General features: G+C 68.4%; 16 protein-coding genes and 2 pseudogenes. 6 read left to right on the forward strand and 12 right to left on the reverse strand.

Features of this window, described 5'->3' with window-relative positions:
• Positions 1 to 248: 248 nt before the first annotated feature.
• From AB0F03_RS35465 to AB0F03_RS35480, 4 genes and pseudogenes are all read right to left on the reverse strand, one after another.
• Positions 249 to 566, reverse strand: a pseudogene (locus AB0F03_RS35465) (transposase); the annotation flags it as partial.
• A gap of 576 nt (positions 567 to 1,142) precedes the next feature.
• Positions 1,143 to 1,823 carry a hypothetical protein gene (locus tag AB0F03_RS35470; RefSeq protein WP_361999993.1) on the reverse strand — a complete coding sequence of 227 codons (681 nt, stop codon included), beginning with the start codon at positions 1,821 to 1,823 and terminating at the stop codon, positions 1,143 to 1,145.
• Positions 1,824 to 2,020: 197 nt separating this feature from the next.
• Positions 2,021 to 2,713 (reverse strand): hypothetical protein, encoded by a 693-nt coding sequence (locus AB0F03_RS35475; RefSeq protein WP_361999995.1) that lies wholly within the window; start codon positions 2,711 to 2,713, stop codon positions 2,021 to 2,023.
• 471 nt (positions 2,714 to 3,184) lie between these two features.
• Complete coding sequence (locus AB0F03_RS35480; RefSeq protein WP_361999998.1) at positions 3,185 to 3,820, reverse strand: hypothetical protein; 636 nt, start codon at positions 3,818 to 3,820, stop codon at positions 3,185 to 3,187.
• A 207-nt stretch (positions 3,821 to 4,027) separates the two neighbouring features.
• On the opposite strand from AB0F03_RS35480, the pseudogene AB0F03_RS35485 reads away from it, so the two are divergent.
• Positions 4,028 to 4,273, forward strand: a pseudogene (locus AB0F03_RS35485) (transposase family protein); the annotation flags it as partial.
• Between the two features lie 770 nt (positions 4,274 to 5,043).
• Complete coding sequence (locus AB0F03_RS35490) at positions 5,044 to 5,646, forward strand: glycoside hydrolase family 25 protein (RefSeq protein ID WP_361999999.1); 603 nt, start codon at positions 5,044 to 5,046, stop codon at positions 5,644 to 5,646.
• A 100-nt stretch (positions 5,647 to 5,746) separates the two neighbouring features.
• On the opposite strand, the gene AB0F03_RS35495 is transcribed toward AB0F03_RS35490, so the two are convergent.
• The 3 genes from AB0F03_RS35495 to AB0F03_RS35505 form a co-directional block, all read right to left on the reverse strand.
• Positions 5,747 to 6,148: a hypothetical protein gene (locus AB0F03_RS35495; RefSeq protein ID WP_362000001.1), complete on the reverse strand. Its 402-nt coding sequence runs from the start codon at positions 6,146 to 6,148 to the stop codon at positions 5,747 to 5,749.
• Between the two features lie 258 nt (positions 6,149 to 6,406).
• Positions 6,407 to 7,531, reverse strand: coding sequence for a DUF2235 domain-containing protein (locus tag AB0F03_RS35500; protein WP_362000003.1), 1,125 nt, complete (start codon positions 7,529 to 7,531; stop codon positions 6,407 to 6,409).
• A gap of 13 nt (positions 7,532 to 7,544) precedes the next feature.
• Positions 7,545 to 8,426 carry a DUF6424 family protein gene (locus AB0F03_RS35505; protein ID WP_362000006.1) on the reverse strand — a complete coding sequence of 294 codons (882 nt, stop codon included), beginning with the start codon at positions 8,424 to 8,426 and terminating at the stop codon, positions 7,545 to 7,547.
• 269 nt (positions 8,427 to 8,695) lie between these two features.
• On the opposite strand from AB0F03_RS35505, the gene AB0F03_RS35510 reads away from it, so the two are divergent.
• Positions 8,696 to 8,920: a hypothetical protein gene (locus tag AB0F03_RS35510; RefSeq protein ID WP_362000009.1), complete on the forward strand. Its 225-nt coding sequence runs from the start codon at positions 8,696 to 8,698 to the stop codon at positions 8,918 to 8,920.
• A gap of 4 nt (positions 8,921 to 8,924) precedes the next feature.
• Here AB0F03_RS35510 and AB0F03_RS35515 read toward each other — a convergent pair whose 3' ends face one another.
• The 4 genes from AB0F03_RS35515 to AB0F03_RS35530 all read right to left on the reverse strand — a co-directional run bounded on the left by AB0F03_RS35515 (position 8,925) and on the right by AB0F03_RS35530 (position 16,060).
• Entirely contained in the window at positions 8,925 to 10,346 is a 1,422-nt protein-coding gene (locus AB0F03_RS35515; protein WP_362000012.1) for a hypothetical protein, read from the reverse strand.
• A gap of 583 nt (positions 10,347 to 10,929) precedes the next feature.
• The gene (locus AB0F03_RS35520; protein WP_362000015.1) at positions 10,930 to 12,291 is read right to left on the reverse strand and encodes a hypothetical protein; all 1,362 of its coding nucleotides are present in this window, start codon (positions 12,289 to 12,291) and stop codon (positions 10,930 to 10,932) included.
• Positions 12,292 to 12,330: 39 nt separating this feature from the next.
• On the reverse strand, positions 12,331 to 15,195 hold the full coding sequence (locus tag AB0F03_RS35525; RefSeq protein ID WP_362000018.1) for a peroxidase family protein: 2,865 nt from the start codon (positions 15,193 to 15,195) through the stop codon (positions 12,331 to 12,333).
• A gap of 7 nt (positions 15,196 to 15,202) precedes the next feature.
• Positions 15,203 to 16,060 carry a hypothetical protein gene (locus AB0F03_RS35530; RefSeq protein ID WP_362000021.1) on the reverse strand — a complete coding sequence of 286 codons (858 nt, stop codon included), beginning with the start codon at positions 16,058 to 16,060 and terminating at the stop codon, positions 15,203 to 15,205.
• Between the two features lie 758 nt (positions 16,061 to 16,818).
• Between AB0F03_RS35530 and AB0F03_RS35535 the strand changes: the two genes are divergently transcribed.
• Together AB0F03_RS35535 and AB0F03_RS35540 are read left to right on the forward strand one after the other, a co-directional pair.
• Complete coding sequence (locus AB0F03_RS35535; protein WP_362000024.1) at positions 16,819 to 16,965, forward strand: hypothetical protein; 147 nt, start codon at positions 16,819 to 16,821, stop codon at positions 16,963 to 16,965.
• Positions 16,966 to 17,028: 63 nt separating this feature from the next.
• Positions 17,029 to 17,256, forward strand: coding sequence for a hypothetical protein (locus AB0F03_RS35540; protein WP_362000027.1), 228 nt, complete (start codon positions 17,029 to 17,031; stop codon positions 17,254 to 17,256).
• Positions 17,257 to 17,863: 607 nt separating this feature from the next.
• Here AB0F03_RS35540 and AB0F03_RS35545 read toward each other — a convergent pair.
• The gene (locus AB0F03_RS35545) at positions 17,864 to 18,136 is read right to left on the reverse strand and encodes a hypothetical protein (RefSeq protein ID WP_362000030.1); all 273 of its coding nucleotides are present in this window, start codon (positions 18,134 to 18,136) and stop codon (positions 17,864 to 17,866) included.
• Positions 18,137 to 18,450: 314 nt separating this feature from the next.
• On the opposite strand from AB0F03_RS35545, the gene AB0F03_RS35550 reads away from it, so the two are divergent.
• Positions 18,451 to 19,074: a lasso peptide biosynthesis B2 protein gene (locus tag AB0F03_RS35550; RefSeq protein WP_362000033.1), complete on the forward strand. Its 624-nt coding sequence runs from the start codon at positions 18,451 to 18,453 to the stop codon at positions 19,072 to 19,074.
• The last annotated feature ends 13 nt before the right edge of the window (positions 19,075 to 19,087 follow it).

Here is a 19,087-nt window from a genome sequence, read left to right on the forward strand (position 1 = left end):
CCGGACAGCGAGTGGGAACTGAAGTTGCTGCAGAACCTGCGCTAACTGCCGGACGAAACAACGCTGGGTCGGTGCCCGCCACCGTCAGTGACGGGCACCGACCCAGCGGCTCGAAAGGGGAACTGCACCAGCGCGGCATCGCAGGCCCGGGCCTCACGGGTGTCCGAGCGGGCGACCGGCCCCATCTCAGAGGGCGTTATGCAGGTCCGGCCCCATATGCGGCTCTCGCCCCCGCCTTAGACCGTGTCCTATGTGGTGAGGCGGACGAGTCGCTTGTAGCAGCACAGGGCGGCGGCGAGGCCGAGAAAGGCCAGGTAGTTGCGGGGATTGCGTTCGTAGCGAGGGCTCAAGCGGCGGTAGCCGGACAGCCACGACATGGTGCGCTCGATGACCCATCGACGTCGCCCTAATCGCTCGCTGAACTCGATGCCCTTGCGGGCGATGCGCACGCCGATCCGCTTTCCGTGTAGCCATCTGCGCAGGTCAGCGCGGTCGTAGGCCTTGTCCGCGTGCAGCCGCTGGGGCTTGAAGTGGTGGCCGCGGTGGGGGTCGTGTCGTGTTCGGTTCACCGCACGGCGCGGCCATGTCCTGGCAGTCGGGCCAGCAGCCGCCGTCGGTCCGGACGAGCAGGTTCGAGGCGTCGACCCGGTACGCCACCGGGTCGAGGGTCTCGCCGCCGATCGTCACTGACACGACGTCGAGCGCGGGCCCTTCGAGCCGTACTTCGCACAGCTCCCCACACGAGCAGTCGTTGGAGCACCCGCAGACGGAAGCGCTCCGCCACTTCCCGTCCCTGCCCAGGTACGGGATCCACGGGCCGACGCTGCCCCACCGAACTCCGTACTGGTAGCCATCCAGACAGCTCTTCCGGCACGGCCGTACGGTGATCGGGCACAGCGGGCCCCAGCGCCGACCGGACAGGCCCCAGAGCATGTTCGTCGCGACGCGCCCCCATCGGTTGATCGTCTCCTCGGTGGTTCCTTCGGGCAGCGAGCAGCAGTCGGGCACGAACCGCCACGGCTCACACGGGTAGGGCTGAAGCGGCATTCAGTGCCTCCCGGTGTCGGCGAGACGGCACGCGGCAGCCGCGCGGCCACACGGCCACGCGGCTGCCAGAAGCCCGGCCATGGTTCCCACGCGGTTCAGGCCGCGACCGGAACCGCGACGTAGTCACACGACGGGGCCGGCGGCGGCACATCGGTGATGAAGATCCGTCGGTGACAGGTCGAACCGAGCGGGGTGAGCATCGGGCTTGGCGCACCGTTCACATCACGGTTCACGTCGTACGGTCCCGCGCCCCAAGCATCGCCCGAGCGGGTCGAGCCGGTCACCTGAAGCGTCACCGCCTCCGATCCGATCTCCAGGTCGCCCAACATGCCGTTGCTGACCCACGGCAGTAGGAAGTAGACCCACTGCCCCTTCGCCCCCTCCTCGCACTCCTCACCGAGGACCTCCGCCCACAGCTCCAGTGCGAAGCCCGACTTGCACTGGAGCGAGCATGAGTCGGTCCCGATGACCTTCCCGGATGCGTCGACGTACACCGGGTTGCCGGTCAGCAGCTCGATCAGCTCCGGCGACACTGCGAAGAAGTTGATCTCCACATCAAAGCCCCTGAACGTGGGGCAGCCCTTGCGGAAGCCACACACCTTGCCGTTCGCGGCCTTGTACTCGATGTCGTCGCCATCATCCACATTCGTGTTGAACGCGACCGAGCTGAAACACTCAGCGACGAATGCGTTCTTCGGCCCCGTAATCGGGCTACCGCACTGGTCGACTCGGGTTACGCGGAAGACATCCGCCGTCGCGATCAGAGGACAGGACACGGGCCACCGCTCCCTCTACTTTAAGGAGCCAGGCCCTCAACCATCCGGCGAGACTGAGTTTATCTGCCCGCCGTCAACGCCAGGAGCCCCACTGCGGGCACGGCGGGGCGAACGGAGGACAAGCGCTGTGGTCGACGCTGCCCTGTCGCATCGAAAGCCGAGCGATTTTCATCGAAGTAAGGCTCGGCGCTGTCAAGTTACCGGCCGCCGCGGCGGCCTACCTGCCAATGCCCCCGGCCCGTGACGTCCACGAACATCGCGTGGGCGGCCAGCACGTCCAGGACGGCCGCCATCCGCTCGGCGTGCCCGGCGCCGGCGACCGCCTCACCCAGGCGCTCCACGATCGCTGTGCGGGTCAGGGGCTCACGGGACCTAACCACCGTCCGGGCGACCCGATGCAGCAGCGTGTCGCCGGGCATTCCCAGCTCCGCCTGCCGCCACCGGTCTTCACCGAGGGTGTGCCGCGCGGCATGTGCGGCGATCCGCGTCGAGACGTGCTCCAGCAGCACGGGAAGCACCGGTTGCCGCTGCGAGGGGACTCGTGGGTGCTTCCTCTGCCGCCAGTACAGTGCACCGGCCACCGGGGCCATCACCGCGGCCGCGACCGCTTGCCGCTTCGGATCGGTGTGCCGGATCGCCCCTTTGATCACGTTGCCCGTGAGATTCAGCACGATGTCGGCCTGCCGCTCCAGGTCGATCATCCGGCCCTCCGTCACTCCCACGTCCCCCAGGGCAGCTCGCAGGGCGACCCAGTCGGCGTCCGCGAGCCCGCTGTCGACCAAGTCCGCGTCGCTCCCGATGAGGACCACCTGGGCGATCACCCCGGCCAGTAGCAGCATCGGCACGTCGGAGGCGTCCCGCCCGGCGAGAACCTCTGCCTCGGGGGTCATCGGCAAACCCGCCGAGTCCACGACGTACAGAACGGGCGCATACCGGGACTGCCACAATTCGAGTGCCCGTCCCAGGTCGAACCGGCCGCCCTCATGGTGCCGGTCGGCCAGGACCCGCGGGACCTCCTCCCACACGTGAACCGGGATCAGGCACCGAACCGTCCCTGCCCGCGCCCCTGCGACGAACGACGACGGGGCCAGCCGGCGGGTGGCCGCGATGATGTCCGTCGTCAGTACAGATGTGTCCAGCAGCGCGCGGCGCAGCGACCCTCGCTGGACAGGGAGCGCCGTCCGGCCGGCGCCAGCTCGTCCATCCGCGCATCGTACTGCGAACGTTGATCGGCAGGTGCGGCATTTCGGCACCGGGCGCTTGGCGCATCGCTCCATCCGGCTCCGCATCGAGAAGAACGTGTCGCTGCGCTTTCTCTGGCCCTGCCGACCGCTGGACCTCACTTACGGGACAGCCCTTACCTATGTACTTTGACGCCGAATGTCACTTGACCTTCTCATGAGGCTCGCTCCGCCTTTCTCGACTTCCACCCGGAAATCGCGGCGAATCTTCTCCAATTGCTCGAAGATCGTTTCGTCTTTCATGTCGCTTCGAGGCGCCTCCGACATTTCCGAGGCGATGATCTCCGTATGGTACTGCCCAGGCTGCAACTGTGGGCGCGGTGACTTGGCGTTAGCGTCACTGGCCACTAGAGCGACGATATGTCCATGGCTGTCGTGGGTGGCGGCTAGTTTCAGCACGCCGTCTAGGTGCTCGACCTGGGAGGAGCTGCCTGGCTCGATTATCTTGCTCAGGCAGCTGATGAAATCCCCTATCGTCACATGGCCGGTGTTCTTGAAATTGGCCCCAACCCAGAAGTCCTGATCCATCAGGCCACCTGAGATGTAGCGAACCGCCGTGATGTACACCTCACTGACCGACATGGTGAAGGTCCCGGTAGCGCCCCGATTAGCAGGGAGGCCCGTCAAGTAATGCGTGCCCACTGCGCTACCGTCTACCGGAATGCCGAGCCATTGGGCCCCTCCAGGTGGGATGGGGGCAGGGATCCAGTAGTCTCGACGCAACACGACAACGCCTGGTGTGATGATGCCGCCCATGGCAACCCCCTTGCTTGCGCCTATTGGCGTTCAAATCCAGACTGCGCGCTCGCTCAAGTGTCTGCAACTGGAAGGCTTTTCAATCAGTGAGGCTTTTCCAGCCTGGTTGCATAGCAAGTCGGTTGGCTGAAGGCGACGTTGAGGAAAAGGTGAAGCTCCTGGTAGATGGGTTGTCGACCAAGATCAACCTGTCCGCCAGAGCTTCACGTGCTTGTCTACCCATCGGGGATCGATCTGTCCAACTCGACCCTGCGCTACCTGTCCGACCTGCTGAGAGCCCGGCGTCGTGAGCGCGGCACGCGCTGGCGCCGCCTGACCGCGGACCGACAGGCTCTGCTCGCGCTGGCCCATCTGCGCTGCGGGCACACGTACGCCCAGCTCGCGGCCGGCTTCGGGATCGGGCTGGCCACCGTCTACCGGTACGTTGTCGAGGCGGTTGAGGTCCTGGCTTCAGCGCAGCCCGGCCGTCGGCGGTGTTCCGTGCGGCGGCGGGCGCCCCGGAGTGTTCGTCGCCGACGGATCAGCAGCTGTGGGACAGCACGGGACATCGTAGGTGCGGCGCCAGGTCGCTGGCAGGCGGTCGGGCTCGCCCTGCTTCGCCCAGCAGGAGCCTTGGGCGGGGCGGAAGCGCAGGGGCTCGAACTCGTCGAAGGCGAGGCCCCGGTCCGGGACGCGATTGCCGCCGACGGACGCCAGCAGTATCAACGTCCGCCCGAAGCGCGTGAGCTGGTGCTGCCCCGGCACGTGCCGCAAGGCGGGGGCGAGGCCGGGCAGGATCGGGCGCGGGGCAGGCGGTCGGCGCCCGAGAGCAGGAAGGTGGCTCTCCGCAACTGCGTCAACTGCAGGCCGGACTCCCTCACCGCCGACAGGAGAGCAGCACCGCGCGCCACGGCGGCCGCGCGAGCGATGGCGAACATCCGACGCCTCATGGACGGCGCCAGCGCAACCATCCGCAAGTTGCGTGATCCAGCCACCGGACAGATCGTGGAAGAGACCGTGGAGGATCGCACCCGTGAAGACCACCGGCCTGAGCGGGCTCGCCCGTAGGCCTGGTCGCGCTCACCGAACGCTTGGAGCACAGTCCGTTCGCGGGTGAGTATCCACTGAGTTCGGGGACGGCTGTGTCGTGAACGCCGAGGTCGTCGCCCCCCATCGGGCCGGACGTCATCCGTACGGCTGCCCCATGGTGCGCCCTCCGGACCAGCGCATCCGAGGAGCACGTAATGATCAAGGGTTATGACGTATCCGCATTCCAGCACGCGAACTTCCCCACCGCCGGCACCAGCTTCGCCTTCATCAAGGGCACCGAGGGCCGTTCCTACGTCAACCCCAAGCAGAAGGAGCAGGCCGCGCACGCCCGTGCCGCGGCTCTGGTCGTCGGCTTCTACCACTTCCTGCACCCGGGCCACATCAAGGAGCAGGCGGCCCACTTCGTGGAAAGTTCTGCGAGCACCGAGTACGACCTTCTGGTCGCCGACTGGGAGACCAACCCGGACGGCACCGCGGCGACCTGCACGGAGAAGGATTCCTTCATCGCCGAGGTCAAGCGGCTGCGCGGCTCCAAGCACAAGGTCGGGCTGTACTGCAACTGGGACTTCTGGCGTCACCGGGACACCACTGGCAATGCGGGTGATTTCCTCTGGATCGCCCAGTACGGCGTGGCCGCGGGCAAACCCGACATCCATACCGAGTGGATGTTCCACCAGCACACCGACAAGCCTCTGGACACCAACGTAGGTAATTTCACCTCCAAGGCCGAGCTGATCGCCTTCGCCGGTGGCATCCATGGCAAAAAGAACGAGGCTACTCCAGTGCGACATTCGTGATGCGTCCGGTCGCGAACCGTCGCTGAGGTAGCTGCGGTGGGCCCGGGGTGGGCCGGTGTCTGCGCCGGTTCGACCAGCTCAGCAGCGACCGGGCCGCCGCTTACTTTCCCGGATCGGGTCGGTCGGGCGGTGGTGGTTGGGGCGCTACCGGAACGCCGAGGATTTCAGCGTATTTCGTGGCCTGCTCAGGCGGGAGATCGGCAAGAATGGCGGTGACGTTCCTCTCCGCCCGATCCCGGGACTGAATAGCCGCAGCCGTGCCGACCAGGCCCTGCTCGTTCCCCACCTTTATTCCCAGGTAGGCGGAGACGATGGCGACGATCGGACTCGCGATGGCGCCGATGATGCCAGGCAGCTTGTCCGGATTTTGCCATAACAGAGCCAACGCCAGCCAGGACAGCAGGCCTAGGACAAGAAGTCCCGTAATCACCACCCACATTGGGTGAATGGATTCTCGAGGCTTCGACGACGTCGCGGACACGTTTTTTCCTCCCTCGTCCACATGGAGGGTCACTCCTGTTCACGCTAGTCAGTTCCGCAGCCAACTGCACCTCTTACCTGATCGTTGCGCCCGTACTTGAGGTCCACGAGTCGCCGGTGGCGTATGCGAACCGGCAGGGGAACAACCGGCATCGGCGCGAAGGGTATTGCGAGACCGTCACAAGTGCTCAACGCTTTGGAGCGTGGTGGACCGGGGGGCGGCCGGTGTCCACCGGACACGCGGGGGGCCAGCCAGATTGAAGACGTGTCACTGGACCTGCTAACCCCCGGGCGGCGGAACCGGCTTGGTCCAGTCGGGGTCGGCCCAGCGCTCCGGCGTCTGTGGGTCTGGGAGGTCCGGACGGTACAGGGGGTCCCGCTCGCGCCGCAGTCTGACGCTGGCGTGCAGCATGGCACTGTCGGGCAGGGGACGGGACCGCCGGCCCGCGAGGATCCACAGCGGGCCGTTGCCATGGACCGGAGCCCCGGCGAAGTCCTCGGTGACCGCGCAGGTTGTGCTGTAGGACCGGGGTCGGAACACGAGGTCCTCGGTGACACCGTCAGTCACCCACTTCAATGGGATCGTGGAGAGCAGCGGATCGCCCTTGGCATGCTCGAACGTGCCTCCGACATCGGAGTGCACCCCCGTGAACCACACCTCTTCGACGGTGCCTTGACGCGGCGCCGGGCGGGGCGTCACGAGGAGTTCGTGGTAAGGGCGGCGGGTTTCGTCGAGAGACACGGCGTGCCGGATGCGTGCCGCATTCGGCAACTGGTGGGTGTACGGCCATTGGAGATTGCCCAGACGCAGCAGGCCGGCCGCCTTCACGGTGTCCCATACACCGAGGTAGGCCACCGGCAGGGCGTGGTGCGAGACCTGCCGGGGATTGTTCTGCTTCACCTCCGCCCAGAGCTGTTCGGTCTCGGTGCGTCGGCAGAACGCGTGTGAGAACCGGGCGATCTCCTTCTCGTTCCGGTCGATGTCATGGTTGAAGGCGTACTTCGCCACGGCGTACGGGACGAGGTTCTCCGAGCCCGGACGCATGAGACCGGGTTTGTTGAGCATCCCTACGAGGGCCCGGGCCGTGTACGCGCCACGGCTGAAGCCGAACACGTACACCAGGTCGCCCGGCTGCCAGTGCCGTACGAGGTAGGTGTACGCCTCTGCCAGATTGTTCCTCAGCCCACTGCCGAAGGCGAGGCCCCACGCACGGGACAGCCACCGGCCCGCGGGACCGTGGGCGGTGGCCGACGACATGGTGCCGACTCCGGGGTCGTAATAGACGAGTTGCCGTGCCGGATCGTCCGCGTCCAGCATCTCCGTCAGCCTGACCACGTTGGTGGGGTGGCTCGCGCCCACCTGATTGCCCGTGCCGTCGAGGCAGATGACGATCGCGCGAGGCATGGCCTGTCACCTTCTAGCCGGAGGTCGGTCGGGCGTGCCGTGTCGCGTGGCCCGAGAGCGGAGCGGGGGCGATCTGCCCACCGGGAGCGACCTGTTCGGCGAAAGCCTGCCTGGCCACATCGCTGTTCGCCGGGAGTACGGCCATCAGTCCGCGGTCCTGCGCCTCCGCGATCGTCGGGGCGGCGGCGCTTCCTTCGGGGACGAAGGCGAGGCGGACATGCCCGTCGCCGGAGCCGCGGCGGTCCACCGGAGTGACCGCTCCGTGGGTGCCGTCGGGCAGGGTCACCCACAGCTGGAAGTCGTCGTACCGGACGAAGTCCGCGCTTTTCACCGGCCAGGGGTAGTGGTGTTCGCCCGGCACGTTGGGGAGGATGCCCTGGTGGTTCCCGCGGCTCAGCGGGACGCAGGCGTTGAACAGGGAATCGGTCCAGGCCTCGACGCCGTCGGCGTCCTCGATCGGCGTGCGCAGCAGTTCCTCGGCGCGTTCGTAACCCAGGTCCGCCAGTGCGGGCAGAGTGAGCGGGAAGGCGTCGACCAGTTCGGCGGCCTCCTGCCGCAGCCGGTCGACCTTCTCGGGGTCCGCGCAGAACTGCATGCTCCATTCGATGCCGACTCGTGCCCGGTACATCCGCCAGCTGCCGGAGCCCTTGACCCACAAGCTGCCTCCGTGGTGCATCTCCCAGTGCTCGGAACTCCTCGGCCCCTCCTGCGGATCGACGGGTCTGGGCCCGTAGGGCAGGTCGGAGTCGTCCATGGCGTGCAGGATCTTCTGGGCTGTCTCTTTCGCGGCGCGGAAGTGCGCCGATTCGAAGCGCTTCGGGTGCTCGACAAGCCGGATGTGCCACGGATGGTTCTCCGACTCGGTGCCGCCCGGCCGGGGTTCAGGGTGGCCCATGAGTGCCCTCCTCGGCTCGGCCTCACGGGCCGGCCACCGGCTCGCGGGGCGGAATGTCCTTGCTTCCATGCTGCTCCGCGGACCGGCCGGCCGCGACTTGAGCGGCTGTCCGCTCGTCAGGAATGGGACCAAGTCCGACTCCAGTACCGCAGTCGGTCCTGCGTCGGTGAGTGACCTGTGGCGACCTTCCCAAGGCCGACGCCGCACCCGACGGCAGCGTGGTCAGCCCTCGGGGGGCTTACGGGCCTCTTCGGCATAGAGTGCATTCCATGAGTGCAAATCGTGACGAAGGTGAGAAGCGTGCCCGCGAGGGCGGGCCGGGTGATGACGCCGAGCGCCGAGCGACCGAGAAGTTCATCAGCGACCTGCTGGCGCGGGGCGAGGCGGTCTTCGAGGGGGAGGAGCCGACGCCTGGTACGACGCATGTCATCAAGCGCGCGGACGACGGACGGCTCACGGTCCGTCGTCTGCGCTTCCTCGGCTGGTTCCGGTGACCGCTCAGTCGAAGCACCGCCGGATCAGGGCGAAACCCTCGCCGGTCGTGCTCCGCACGATCTCGTGCGTCTTGAGCCGGGAGGGGTTGTCGTCGACAAGCGTTGTCTCGGTGCGGTGCTCCTCGGGTACCTGGACGCGGCCCCGGCGGAAGAGGTCCTCGAGGTACGACGTGGCAACCCGCTCGGGGTCGGCGGGCCGCAAGGTACCGCCGGCGGGGTCGGAGCCTGCGATGCCGAACCGTCGTTCCTGCGCCGGGGCGGACAGGGTGAGCGGCTGAGCGACGTCATACGTCGCTCCGTGGACCGTGACGGCCGTGAGACCCTGATCGTCGCCACCGCCGGGTGTCGCCTCGGCGATTCCGGCGCCCCGGCGTGCCACCTCCGACTCGGTGATCGACGTGGCGGCCTCCAGGGAGAGGATGCCGTGGCGGATGAACGCCGAGCGCAGGGACCGGCCGTGTGCGCCGCCGTTGCGGTGCTGGTCTGCGGCGATCATGTGACCCGCGACCTGGGCGTAGTAGGCGGACACCACGGGAGCGGCTACGACGGCGTCCACCAGCAGCTGCCCCGCGATCTCGGCGGCCCTGGCCAAGCCGGCCTGGTCCTGCAGGTCCTGCTGCCGGAAGATCCCGGCGATGATCTTCAGGAAGGCGGCACTGAAGACCCGGGAGAACGAGTGCGGCTCACTGGAGAGCGTGTTCGCAGGCCCGTTCGGTGGCAGCTGCACCGGGTCGTGGTAGAAGAAGCTGTTCGAGAGGTTGCGCAGGCAGTCCGGGTCGACGGCGTCCGGGTGGCCCTGGCGGATCGCCCAGCCCAACTGCTCGGCCATCCTCGACATCCGCGAGGACAGTTCGAGGTCGCCCTGCGTCTCGGCCAGGACTTCGACCCGCAATGATTCCAGCCGAAGTGAGCTGAGCAAAGCACTGATGTCGCCGAACGCTTCGTGCAGGGCGGCCGTCTCCGCGCTGGCCGTGTTGAACAGCTGAGGGCGCAGGGCGTCGAGGATGGCGTGACCCGTCTCGTGCTCGACGACCTCGGGGCTCTCGCACGCGGCGACGGTGACGCCTGCCACCGTGCGGCGGAAGAACCACAGGCCTTCACGGTCGTAGAAGGCGTTGAGGTCCTTTCCTGCGTTGAGGTTAGCGGTCAGGGCGCGCCCGACCGTCGAATGCCACTGCGTTCCGGCCGGGACCAGCGGAGCCCAGGTCTGGCCGGCCCTGCTGAGCGCGTCGGCTGCCACCCAGTAGCGGAACGCCTCGGTGCCCGGCCCGGCACCGTTCGGCTGCGGCGCGGTTTCCGCGATGGCCGTCGGGAACGGCTGGGTGTCGAGCTGCGGAACAGGATGCGGTATCGGGGGGTTGATCTTCAGAGGATCTCCGGGGTCGTCCTCGTACACCGAAACCATGGATGTTTGCTGCACCGTCATGACGCCTCCGTGAGGGTGGAGATTACGGATGATGGAATCCCCCCACAGGGACACTTTCGACCGAGCGCCCCACATGTTCAGTACGCGGCTCCGGTAGCCCGGTGTCAATCCGAACACGAGCCCGCGGGGCTGCCTGCGTCCGGACGTGGCGGCGGACGAGGGGGCGGTCGCTCCTGCCCCGCGGTGCGCACGTGCCACCTGACCCGGCGACCGGACGGTGGCCGCGCCGTGCCCGGGAGCCCGGTGACGTGCCTGCTGCAAGTGGGCGCGTCACCGGGCCTCGCCGCAAACGGGCGCGTGCCACCGGGCCGGCTGACCCGGGTCATCGTGCGCCGATCCCTCACCACGGGCCTGCCGACCACCCGGGTCGGGCGATCGTGGTGCCCACGTCGTGGCATATCAAGTCCCTGGCTGCTACCCGGCACTGGGCAGGCTCTTCGAGTCCGGTCCGCGCACCCGTCACCGCAGGGGTGACGGCCCGCCGTCGCCGGTCCGACGCCGGCCGGGTCGCCCACTGCCTCCCCTCCGCACCGTCCGGCATCGAGTGAGAGCTCGCTTCTCCCTGATCGCTGTCAGAGAGCCGTCAGGTGTCCCACAACCTCGCGTGCTCCCGGTGCGCCTCGGTCAGACCTTTTCGGAAAAATTTCTCGTAGTAATCGAGTTCGGGATGGTGCACCTGGAGCCAGATGCCGGGCACCTGGATGGCGTCGACGTGTGCGGGGAACCGGCCGTGTGTGGCGTGGATGTACTCGCACACGTCGCGGGCACACTCGACGACCCGCTGGTCGTACTCGCGTGCCTCGGCGAGGTAGCGCTGCCCGTAGTCGTTGCGGTAGATGCCCGTGAAGAGGTCCTTGTCGTGATAGATACCCTTCGTGCCGAACTTCGCCTGGACGACCGCGTCGACGGCCTCCGACATCGACGGGTGGTGCGGGGGGCAGGCCGCTTGGATCAGCGGGTCGCCGTCGACGCTGAGCCCGACCGGATGGGACCGCGCGGTCGCGAACCTGGGCAGAGGCACCTGCCAGCGCGGCAGGTCCAGCGGGCCCCAACGGGGGGTGACGAAGTCGAAGCCGAGCATCCGCCCGTACCGGGCCGACAACTTCGGGTCGCCCAACATGATCTGCGGGTTGATCGAGGCATGGATCCACCCGCCGAGCCCCATGGCGTCCGCGGTCAGCATGAGGTTCTGCAACAGCAGCTCGGCCTCGATCTGGGTCCGCAGCGGGCCCAGCACACCCAGCGGAAGCTTGAGGTCCTTGTTCAGGAAGCCGTTCCGCATCCACTTGCGCACCCCGGCGGGACGGTAGAAGTTGCGGTCGTCGACGAGCGTGGGCCGGGCCCCCTCCGGCTGGGTGAGCAGGTACATCAGGCCGTTGATGTACTGGTGCGAGAGGTCGACGACCGGCAGGAAGACGGTGCTGCCCGGCAGGTTGGACAGCACGCGGTTGGAGTCGAGGTAGGCCGGGAAGTCGCGCATGCCCTCAGCGACGTCAAGACGGTGGTCCAGGACCCGCACCTTGGCCTGCCGAGCCCGTTCCACCAGAGCGCGGGGCTCGAAGGAGGCGTCCGGAGACGGCGGCAACTTGCGCAGGTAGTAGGTGCCACTGTCGTTGATCATGAAGAAGTGGGTGCCCTGCGCGTTGTCGGGGCTTCCTGCCGTCCGGCCGGCCATGTTGAGGTTCGGCTTGGCCATGATCGGCTTGCCGTCGCGCGGATCCTCGAACGGTCGGTCCGGCATGGTGAGCCCGGTGCAGCCGGTGAGGGCGATCAGCACCGCCTCCTCCAGCTCGCCGAGCGGTAGCGGAACATCGGAGGAGCGATAGCTCATCGAGCCGGCGGGGACGGCCGCTCCCCGGCTGACCCGGTGGGTGCGCCGCCGCCAGATGGTCTCCAGGAGCGGCCGCGCCAGTAGTGCTTCGAGACCCTGATGCAGGGTGGACACCGTCGAGGTCCTCTCCTTGTCCCGGGAAAGTCCGCTGACTCAGAAGTCGACGGTGCGGGGACCGTTCGGCGGTGCCGATACCGGCCGCCACGGTACGAACGCGCTCGCGTCGCGCGGCAGCAAGCTCGCCAGCTCGGGGCTGTGCCGCAGGATGACCTCGGTCATGCCAGTGCGCTCGATCCAGTCCATGCCGAGCGGCGTGTAGAGCTCGGGGCGGTAGTCCACGGTGAGGAAGCGGTCGCTCTGCAGCCTCCGGGACGCCATCAGGATGAAGACGCGGAAGGCCGTGTCACTGAATCCGAATCCGGTCGGCGGGTTCTCGGCGAACAACCCGACCATGGTGTCGATGTCGTCGACGGACCGGTAGAGCTCCTTCAACCGCCCCAGCGTCCGCGGTTCGGCCGTCAGATCCTCGAAGCGGTGGATACGCTCCTTGTGCAGGCCGGCCCGGAAGTCGTTGTAGCGGGGGACTCCCCGGCGCCGGGTACGCACCAGGTCGACGACCGACAGGTCGATGATCTCGCCGTCCCGCTCGAAGTGCTGCAGCGCGCGAGGGAAGTTGTGCAGGGTGATCGCGCCGGGATGGGCGATGCCCAACGAATACAGTGAGTCGGGCAGCCCGGTCTTGCGCATGAGGGGCTCGGCCGCAGCGCCCTGCACGTCATTGAAGTCGAGGACGTCCAGCCGCCGCCCGAAGCGGTGGTCGCACATCTCGAAGTCGTCCGGGATCAGCGGATGCATCCGGTAGACGGTGACGAAGTCCTCGGTGAGGGAGTACGGCGCGCCCTGGTGGTCGGGCACCGTCTCGGGGATGCCGGTCAGTGAATGCGCTTCGAACAGCCACAGCCCCAGCCGCTCCAGCCATTTCGCGGGCGGTCCCTGCCAGTTGGCCTTCAGCCCGATGTCGATCGCCTCAGTGGCGAGGATCGCCGGCGTCCACTCCACCGTGTGGATCTTGGCGATGAGCGCGGACACGATGAGCCGCGCCGTGTGGTAGACGCGCTCCTCCTCCATACGGGGATACGCGCGGCGCAGCGCCGCGCACACCGCGTTGTGCTCCCTGGCGAAGAGGGTGTGCATCACGCTCAGGCCCAGCCACCAGTTCTCGCGGAAACCGGTGAGCGGGATGCCGTTCGGGCCGAGCGGCAGATGACCGTCCTCCAGGCGCAGGTCGGCGCCGCCGTCGGCGTCGCGCAGGGAGCGGGCGGCGTTCTCGTCACCGCCGTAGAGCTCCGAGCCGTCCCACCAGTGGGAGGCCGAGTCAGCGAAGTGGATCGGAGCGCCGTCACCGGCCATCGCAACGTTCTCGGCGAAGCGCATCAGGTGCTCCGCTCGACCGCCCGGGGTGTTGTGCCACTCGACGCCCGGCGGGAGCGGCACCTCCACGCTGGAGGTATCCACCGGGTAGCGACTGTGGTTGACCCAGTCGTGCACCTGGAACTGGATCCACGCGGCGGCAAGCACGTTGAGGGACCGGGCGGGCAGAAAACTGTCGCGGTGCAGCAGCAGCCTGCTGACCTCGTACGGGCTGGGCTCGTCGAACAGCTCCGGGCGCAGCACGGGCGGCATGTTGCGGCCGAAGGCCGCGCCGACGGCCCCCATCGCGGGGGCGGACAGGTCGTTGAACGTGCCGTCGTAACTGCGGGCGACCCGTAGCGACTCGTCGAGCGGCGGTGGCACGGGGACGGGCTGCGGCGGTGCCTCGTGGCGATCGGTGTCGATGAGGTTCTTCCTCCGCAACGTCTTGCGCAGGAAAACGAGGTTCAGCAGGCCGGCCGGCAACGGCAGCCGGTACCAGGGCACCCACCGGTTCAGGACACGGAAAGCGGCCCCGACCGGGGCGCCCAGCACTCTGTTGCGCCGGGGCTCGTCGGTGGTGAAGCGGTAGCCCAGCCGCTGCGCGCTGCTCGCCTGGTAGGCGGCCTTGCGGGCACGGTTGAGATTGCCCAGCGGGCGGAACTCCTCCGTGGTGTGCCAGGGGTTGAACGCCAGCTCCTCGACCCGGCGCATGGCCGCGCGGGCCTCGGCGGTGTCGATGTTCTGGCGGGGGATGGTCACGGTGGCCAAGGGCACCGCGGGTGCCACGTCCTCCCGCCATTCCACCGAACCGTCCTCGACGGGCGTCGTCTCCTCGCTGACGTACTGCTGCACGAGCAAGTCGAAGGCGACGTCGCCGCGGGCCAGACGCTGCGCGAGCTCGCGGCTCAGGTGGTCGGGGTCGGTGCGGGACGGCGCGGGCGCGACGGGCGCGCCCCGCACGGGGCGTATCTGGTAGCGCACCGGCCCGGCCTCGCCCCACAGGACCGCGCCGCGGCTCCAGTACGTCTCCAGGGCCAGGCTGCGCACATCGCCGCGCGCACCCGCCCGCACGTTGTGGCGCATCCGGGCGGCGGTGGACCAGCCGACGGCGAAGGGCAATGTGACGAACAGCGCGAATGCCTTCTGGACGCGGGTGCGTGCACCCGCCATCGTCCTGGCGAACGCCACGAACTCACGGGCGTTGCGGGCGTGGGACACCGGAAAGTTCGTCATGAGAAGGTCGTGCGTGCCGTCGGAGGCCTCGACGCGGAGTGCCGCGCCCCGCATGTCGGGCAGGGAGTCGGCCTGCGGGGTGCCACTGGCGTTGGACAGCCGGACGGTGACCGCATATTCGGCACCGGGCCGGACGAAGCCGGTCCGCAGTCCGGGCGGCACCTGGTCGTGGATTCTCAGACGGGCATTCTCCACACCGAGCACCGGCTTCGCATGGAAGGTCCTGGCGAAGGCCGCCGCCCCGCCGGACTTTTTGATCTTGGCCTGGACGCGCATCAGGTCCCCGGCCAGTTTCTCGAAGACCAGCCGCTCGACCTCCGGGTTGCCGCCCTCGTACCGCTCGTACTGCTCTGTCCTGTTCATGGTTGCCATGCCCTTCCTACGAGGCTCGCGCTTCTGCCCCCGATTCACGCCGCGAATGCCGCGAATGCCGTGACGTGCCGGAGACCGCCGCTGTCCGCGTCGCCGCTGATGCATTGGGCGTCGCATCGGCCGAGTTGGACGGCCGCGTCGAAGCCGGGTCGGACCCGGTGCCGGAGGACCGGTGGCCGGCGCGACGTCCGGATGCCTCAGGCGCCGCGCACCGATGGCGCCCGGCGGGGCTCTTCGCCGGTACACCGGACTCCACCGGTGCACCGGTCCTGCTCAGGGCACGCAGGCCCTCGACGATCCTGCCGGTCAGCACCGCCTGGCACACCTCGGCCATGGTGTCCTGTAGGGACGGCGCGGGCTCGGTGCGCCTGTCCGCCTTCTGCAACAGGTACTTACCGGTGCGGGTGGTCCGGCACACCGTGGCGGCCGCTGCGGTTGCCCGCACCTTCCCCGCCAGGGCGGTCTCGTGGCGGTGCTGCCGGTCCGGCCTGTCGTGCAGGGTGGACGGCAGCGGGGCCGTGTCCAGCGGACCGGTCAGCGCGGGACCGGGTCGCTGGAGCCCCCCGGGCAGTCCTCGCCACAACTCGACCGCGGTTGCGACGGTTCGCCGCTCCGACAGGTGCGCCGGCGAGTCGTCGTACAGCATCGCGTGGACGGCGCCCGCGCCGGTGCCGACGAAGACCAACGTACGTTGCCCGCAGGAGTCCATGACCGACAGCAGGCCCGCCTCTCCGGCACCCGGGGCACCGGCCAGCACCACCCCGATGACATCACCGCACGCACGGGTGTCGGGCCATGGCCCGCCCTGCGGTCGGCGGCTCGTTCGGTGCTGGTCGGCGCTGTACGGGACGCCGGTCTCCGGCATACGGCATCCTCCATCCTCCGATGGTGGTGGAGCGGCACGGAGCCTCCGGGGGAGGGGCAGTAGGGCGGGATCTACTCATCCCGAGCCCACTCGACCATGTTCGCGCAACCGGTCGCCGCCCGCACATCGCGACGACGGTCGCGCCCACGCCTGGTGAGGAAGTGCCGGGCCGACAGCGGCTGTCCCCGCGAGGCCGGAAGCCTTCTGATCATCAGCACAGCGGTACCGGCTGTGTGCGATTTCGCCGGCCCAGGACGGGTTCTGGTATTCCACAGTTCTACGACCGACCCTCGTTGTGGCCGGCCGGACGCATGGACTCGTGCCTCAGCAGGATTCAGGACGGAAGGGGCGACCGCGCCACGCAGGTCTACGACGCTGTTGTCAAAGGGCTCGAGAGTGTGGGGGGCGACGCGGCGTTCGGCGGGAACATCGCGAGCCTGATGCCCGCCTCACCACTCCTCCGGGACCGACACCTGTGACGTCCTGGAGGTCTCCATATGCCCGAAGGCCTGGCCGAGCACGGCGTCGAGGTGACGAACTTCCGGCCCGTCCGGCTCGACGTGCCGCCGGTGCGGCCCGACCGGCAAGGGGCGGGGAAACCGCGTCCGTACTGGCGAAGCCATAGGGCAGCAGAAACGCATCGTGGCGCTGGCCAGATGCGGGTGCGGTCCGCTCCGGAGCCGGACCGGGGATGAAGCGTCTGATCTAACGATTCCGGATCCCGCTTCCCACCACTCTGGACGGCAAGGGCCGACATCGTGTGGTGCACGGGGAACTTCCCCGGCCGGCAGAGCACGTTCAACCACCACGAGGACCTGTTCGAGAACAAGCTGCTCATCCGTGCGGATATCGCCGAGACGGGATTCCGCGAGGCATATCCGCCCGACCACGCGCTGTCGTCGTAAGCGCGCGCGGCGGTGGCGGCCTTCGTCGACGCGCTGGAACACAGGGTCGGAGAAGCGCCGGCAGTGACGGTCGACAGCCAGGACAACGAGGCCCGCCAGGTCATCCACTTGACCCGGGAGCTCCACCCCGCACGGCTCGAGCAGGCGATCGGCCGGCTGCTGTCGCCGCAGGGCGTGCTGCTCGCGGACGCCCAGGCACATCCTGCTTACGCGGAGAGCCGGTGCGGAAGCGCGGGTCCAGGCCCGTCGGGGCCCGGGTCGGTCGGTGGAATCGGGCACGTGCGGCGCTGAGTGGGGCACTGAGCGGCGCCCTGGTCCCAGGCGGGGGCGACGGGGCGGCGAGGTGGGTGGTGCCGCCGCGCAAGTGTTCCTCGGCGCGCAGGCCTGTGTCATCCTCGCCCTGCTGGTGGGCACCTGCTGTCCAGGCTGCCGCCGACCGCGGCTCCCAACTCGGCGCCGAGGGAGGTGTCATGCGGGGGCGCTCCGGATGATGTCAGCGAGTTCGAGCTCGTGACACCGGCCCTCGATGAGCCTGTTGGGGTCTGTAGCCCGTCTGCAACCTCAGCGGGCCGGTATTGGAGACGTCCCGAGCCCGCTTCGGAGCGGGGAACATGCTCAGCAAAGGGCTCCGCGGGCGGTTCACCACATGAGTGCGGGTCCTCGACCAGATCGACCCGCCGTCCAGTCGCGGCTCGAGTTCGACGGTGGCTTCGTAGCCGGGACGGTTGTGCCGCAGGCCGCGGGCGCACCCTGGCCTGGTCGGCGATGACGTACATCTCCCGGGCGTCGGTCTTGCCCTGCGCGGGGCCGATGCGTCGGCGGCGGGCGGTATGTGGGCTGAGCGGCTTCGGGCGTCGCACGAACGACAGACCCGCCCTTCGAGCCGGACTGCCGCGGGTCAGGCCGGGTCCTTCCGGGATGGGCGGATCCGGGGCGGACGACCGGATGCATGCAGCACCTCGGTCAGCCGCAGCAGAACCGGTGGGCAAAGGGAACTGCCCGGGATCAGGGCGTCGGGATGGGCTGTCAGGTGATCGGCCGGCTCCTCCAGGCACCGAGCGGCGCCGCGGACAGAGATCGGTGCCGCGGCCTCCAGCACCGCGTACGCGTCGGTGGTGCTCGGCGGAGCCATGGTGGCCTGGCCAACGGCGGTTGCCGTGGCAGCTTCCATGCGCGCCGCCTCGCGCGTAAGGACGGGCGACGACCGACGGGGTGGTCGGAGAAGGCGCGGTCACAGGTCCTCCGGTCGCCGGCCTGGTGACCAGTCCGGTTGCCGGGTATCCGGGACGGAGTAGCCTGTAATTGGTCGGTCCTGCCTAATTTTGGAGGTAGGCGATGTTCATCCGATTTCTGCGGCGCCGTAAGCCGCGTCGGCTTGTCCTTCTCGGCAAAGGCCGTCTGATCCGGGGATTCAGCGGGGGTATGTACGACGGTCACGGTTACCTGTCCTGACACCGTTCACGGTGGAATCCTGGAGGATGCGCGGTGGCAGAGGACAGCGAGGCCCTGGTGGCCATGGCACAGATCCTGTCACCGCATTGCCGTGTCATTCGCATGTCCGACGGGGCGCTGATCGCGGACTGGAAGCGGACGCGTTTTTTCGGAATGACGACGACGGACGTCGAGAAGTTCGCCGGGGGAAGCCCCGAGGAACGGGCCGAACTCGTCACCGGGCTCCTTCGTACCCGGTGCGCGACCGAGAGCCGGAACGAGCATTCGGACGTCGGCGTCGGACTCTGGTTGCGTGGAGTGCACCTGCTGATCCGGACCATGGGATTCGGGCGAGTGCTTCGGCTGCTGTCCTTGGCCGCACCGGGTTACGCCCGTGCCGAGCCTCCCTCCGCGGAACAGATCGGACGGTTGAAGCGGGCGGTGCAGTCACACAGCCGCAGAAGCTGGTTCGTGAACGGCGACTGCAAGTCCGAGGCCGTGACGGCGTTCGTCCTGCTGCGGCGAAGCGGCCTGGAAGCCGTCCTCCACGTCGGTGTGCGCGAACGCCCCTTCGCCCTGCACGCCTGGACGGCGTCGGCCGGCCTCTGCGTCCCTGACGCCGATCCGCTGGGGCACACCTTCACACCGGTGCTCTCGATCGACGGGGGAGGACACTGAAGTGGAGGCGCTC

Source organism: Streptomyces sp. NPDC028722 (assembly GCF_040637655.1).
Taxonomy (GTDB): Bacteria; Actinomycetota; Actinomycetes; order Streptomycetales; family Streptomycetaceae; genus Streptomyces.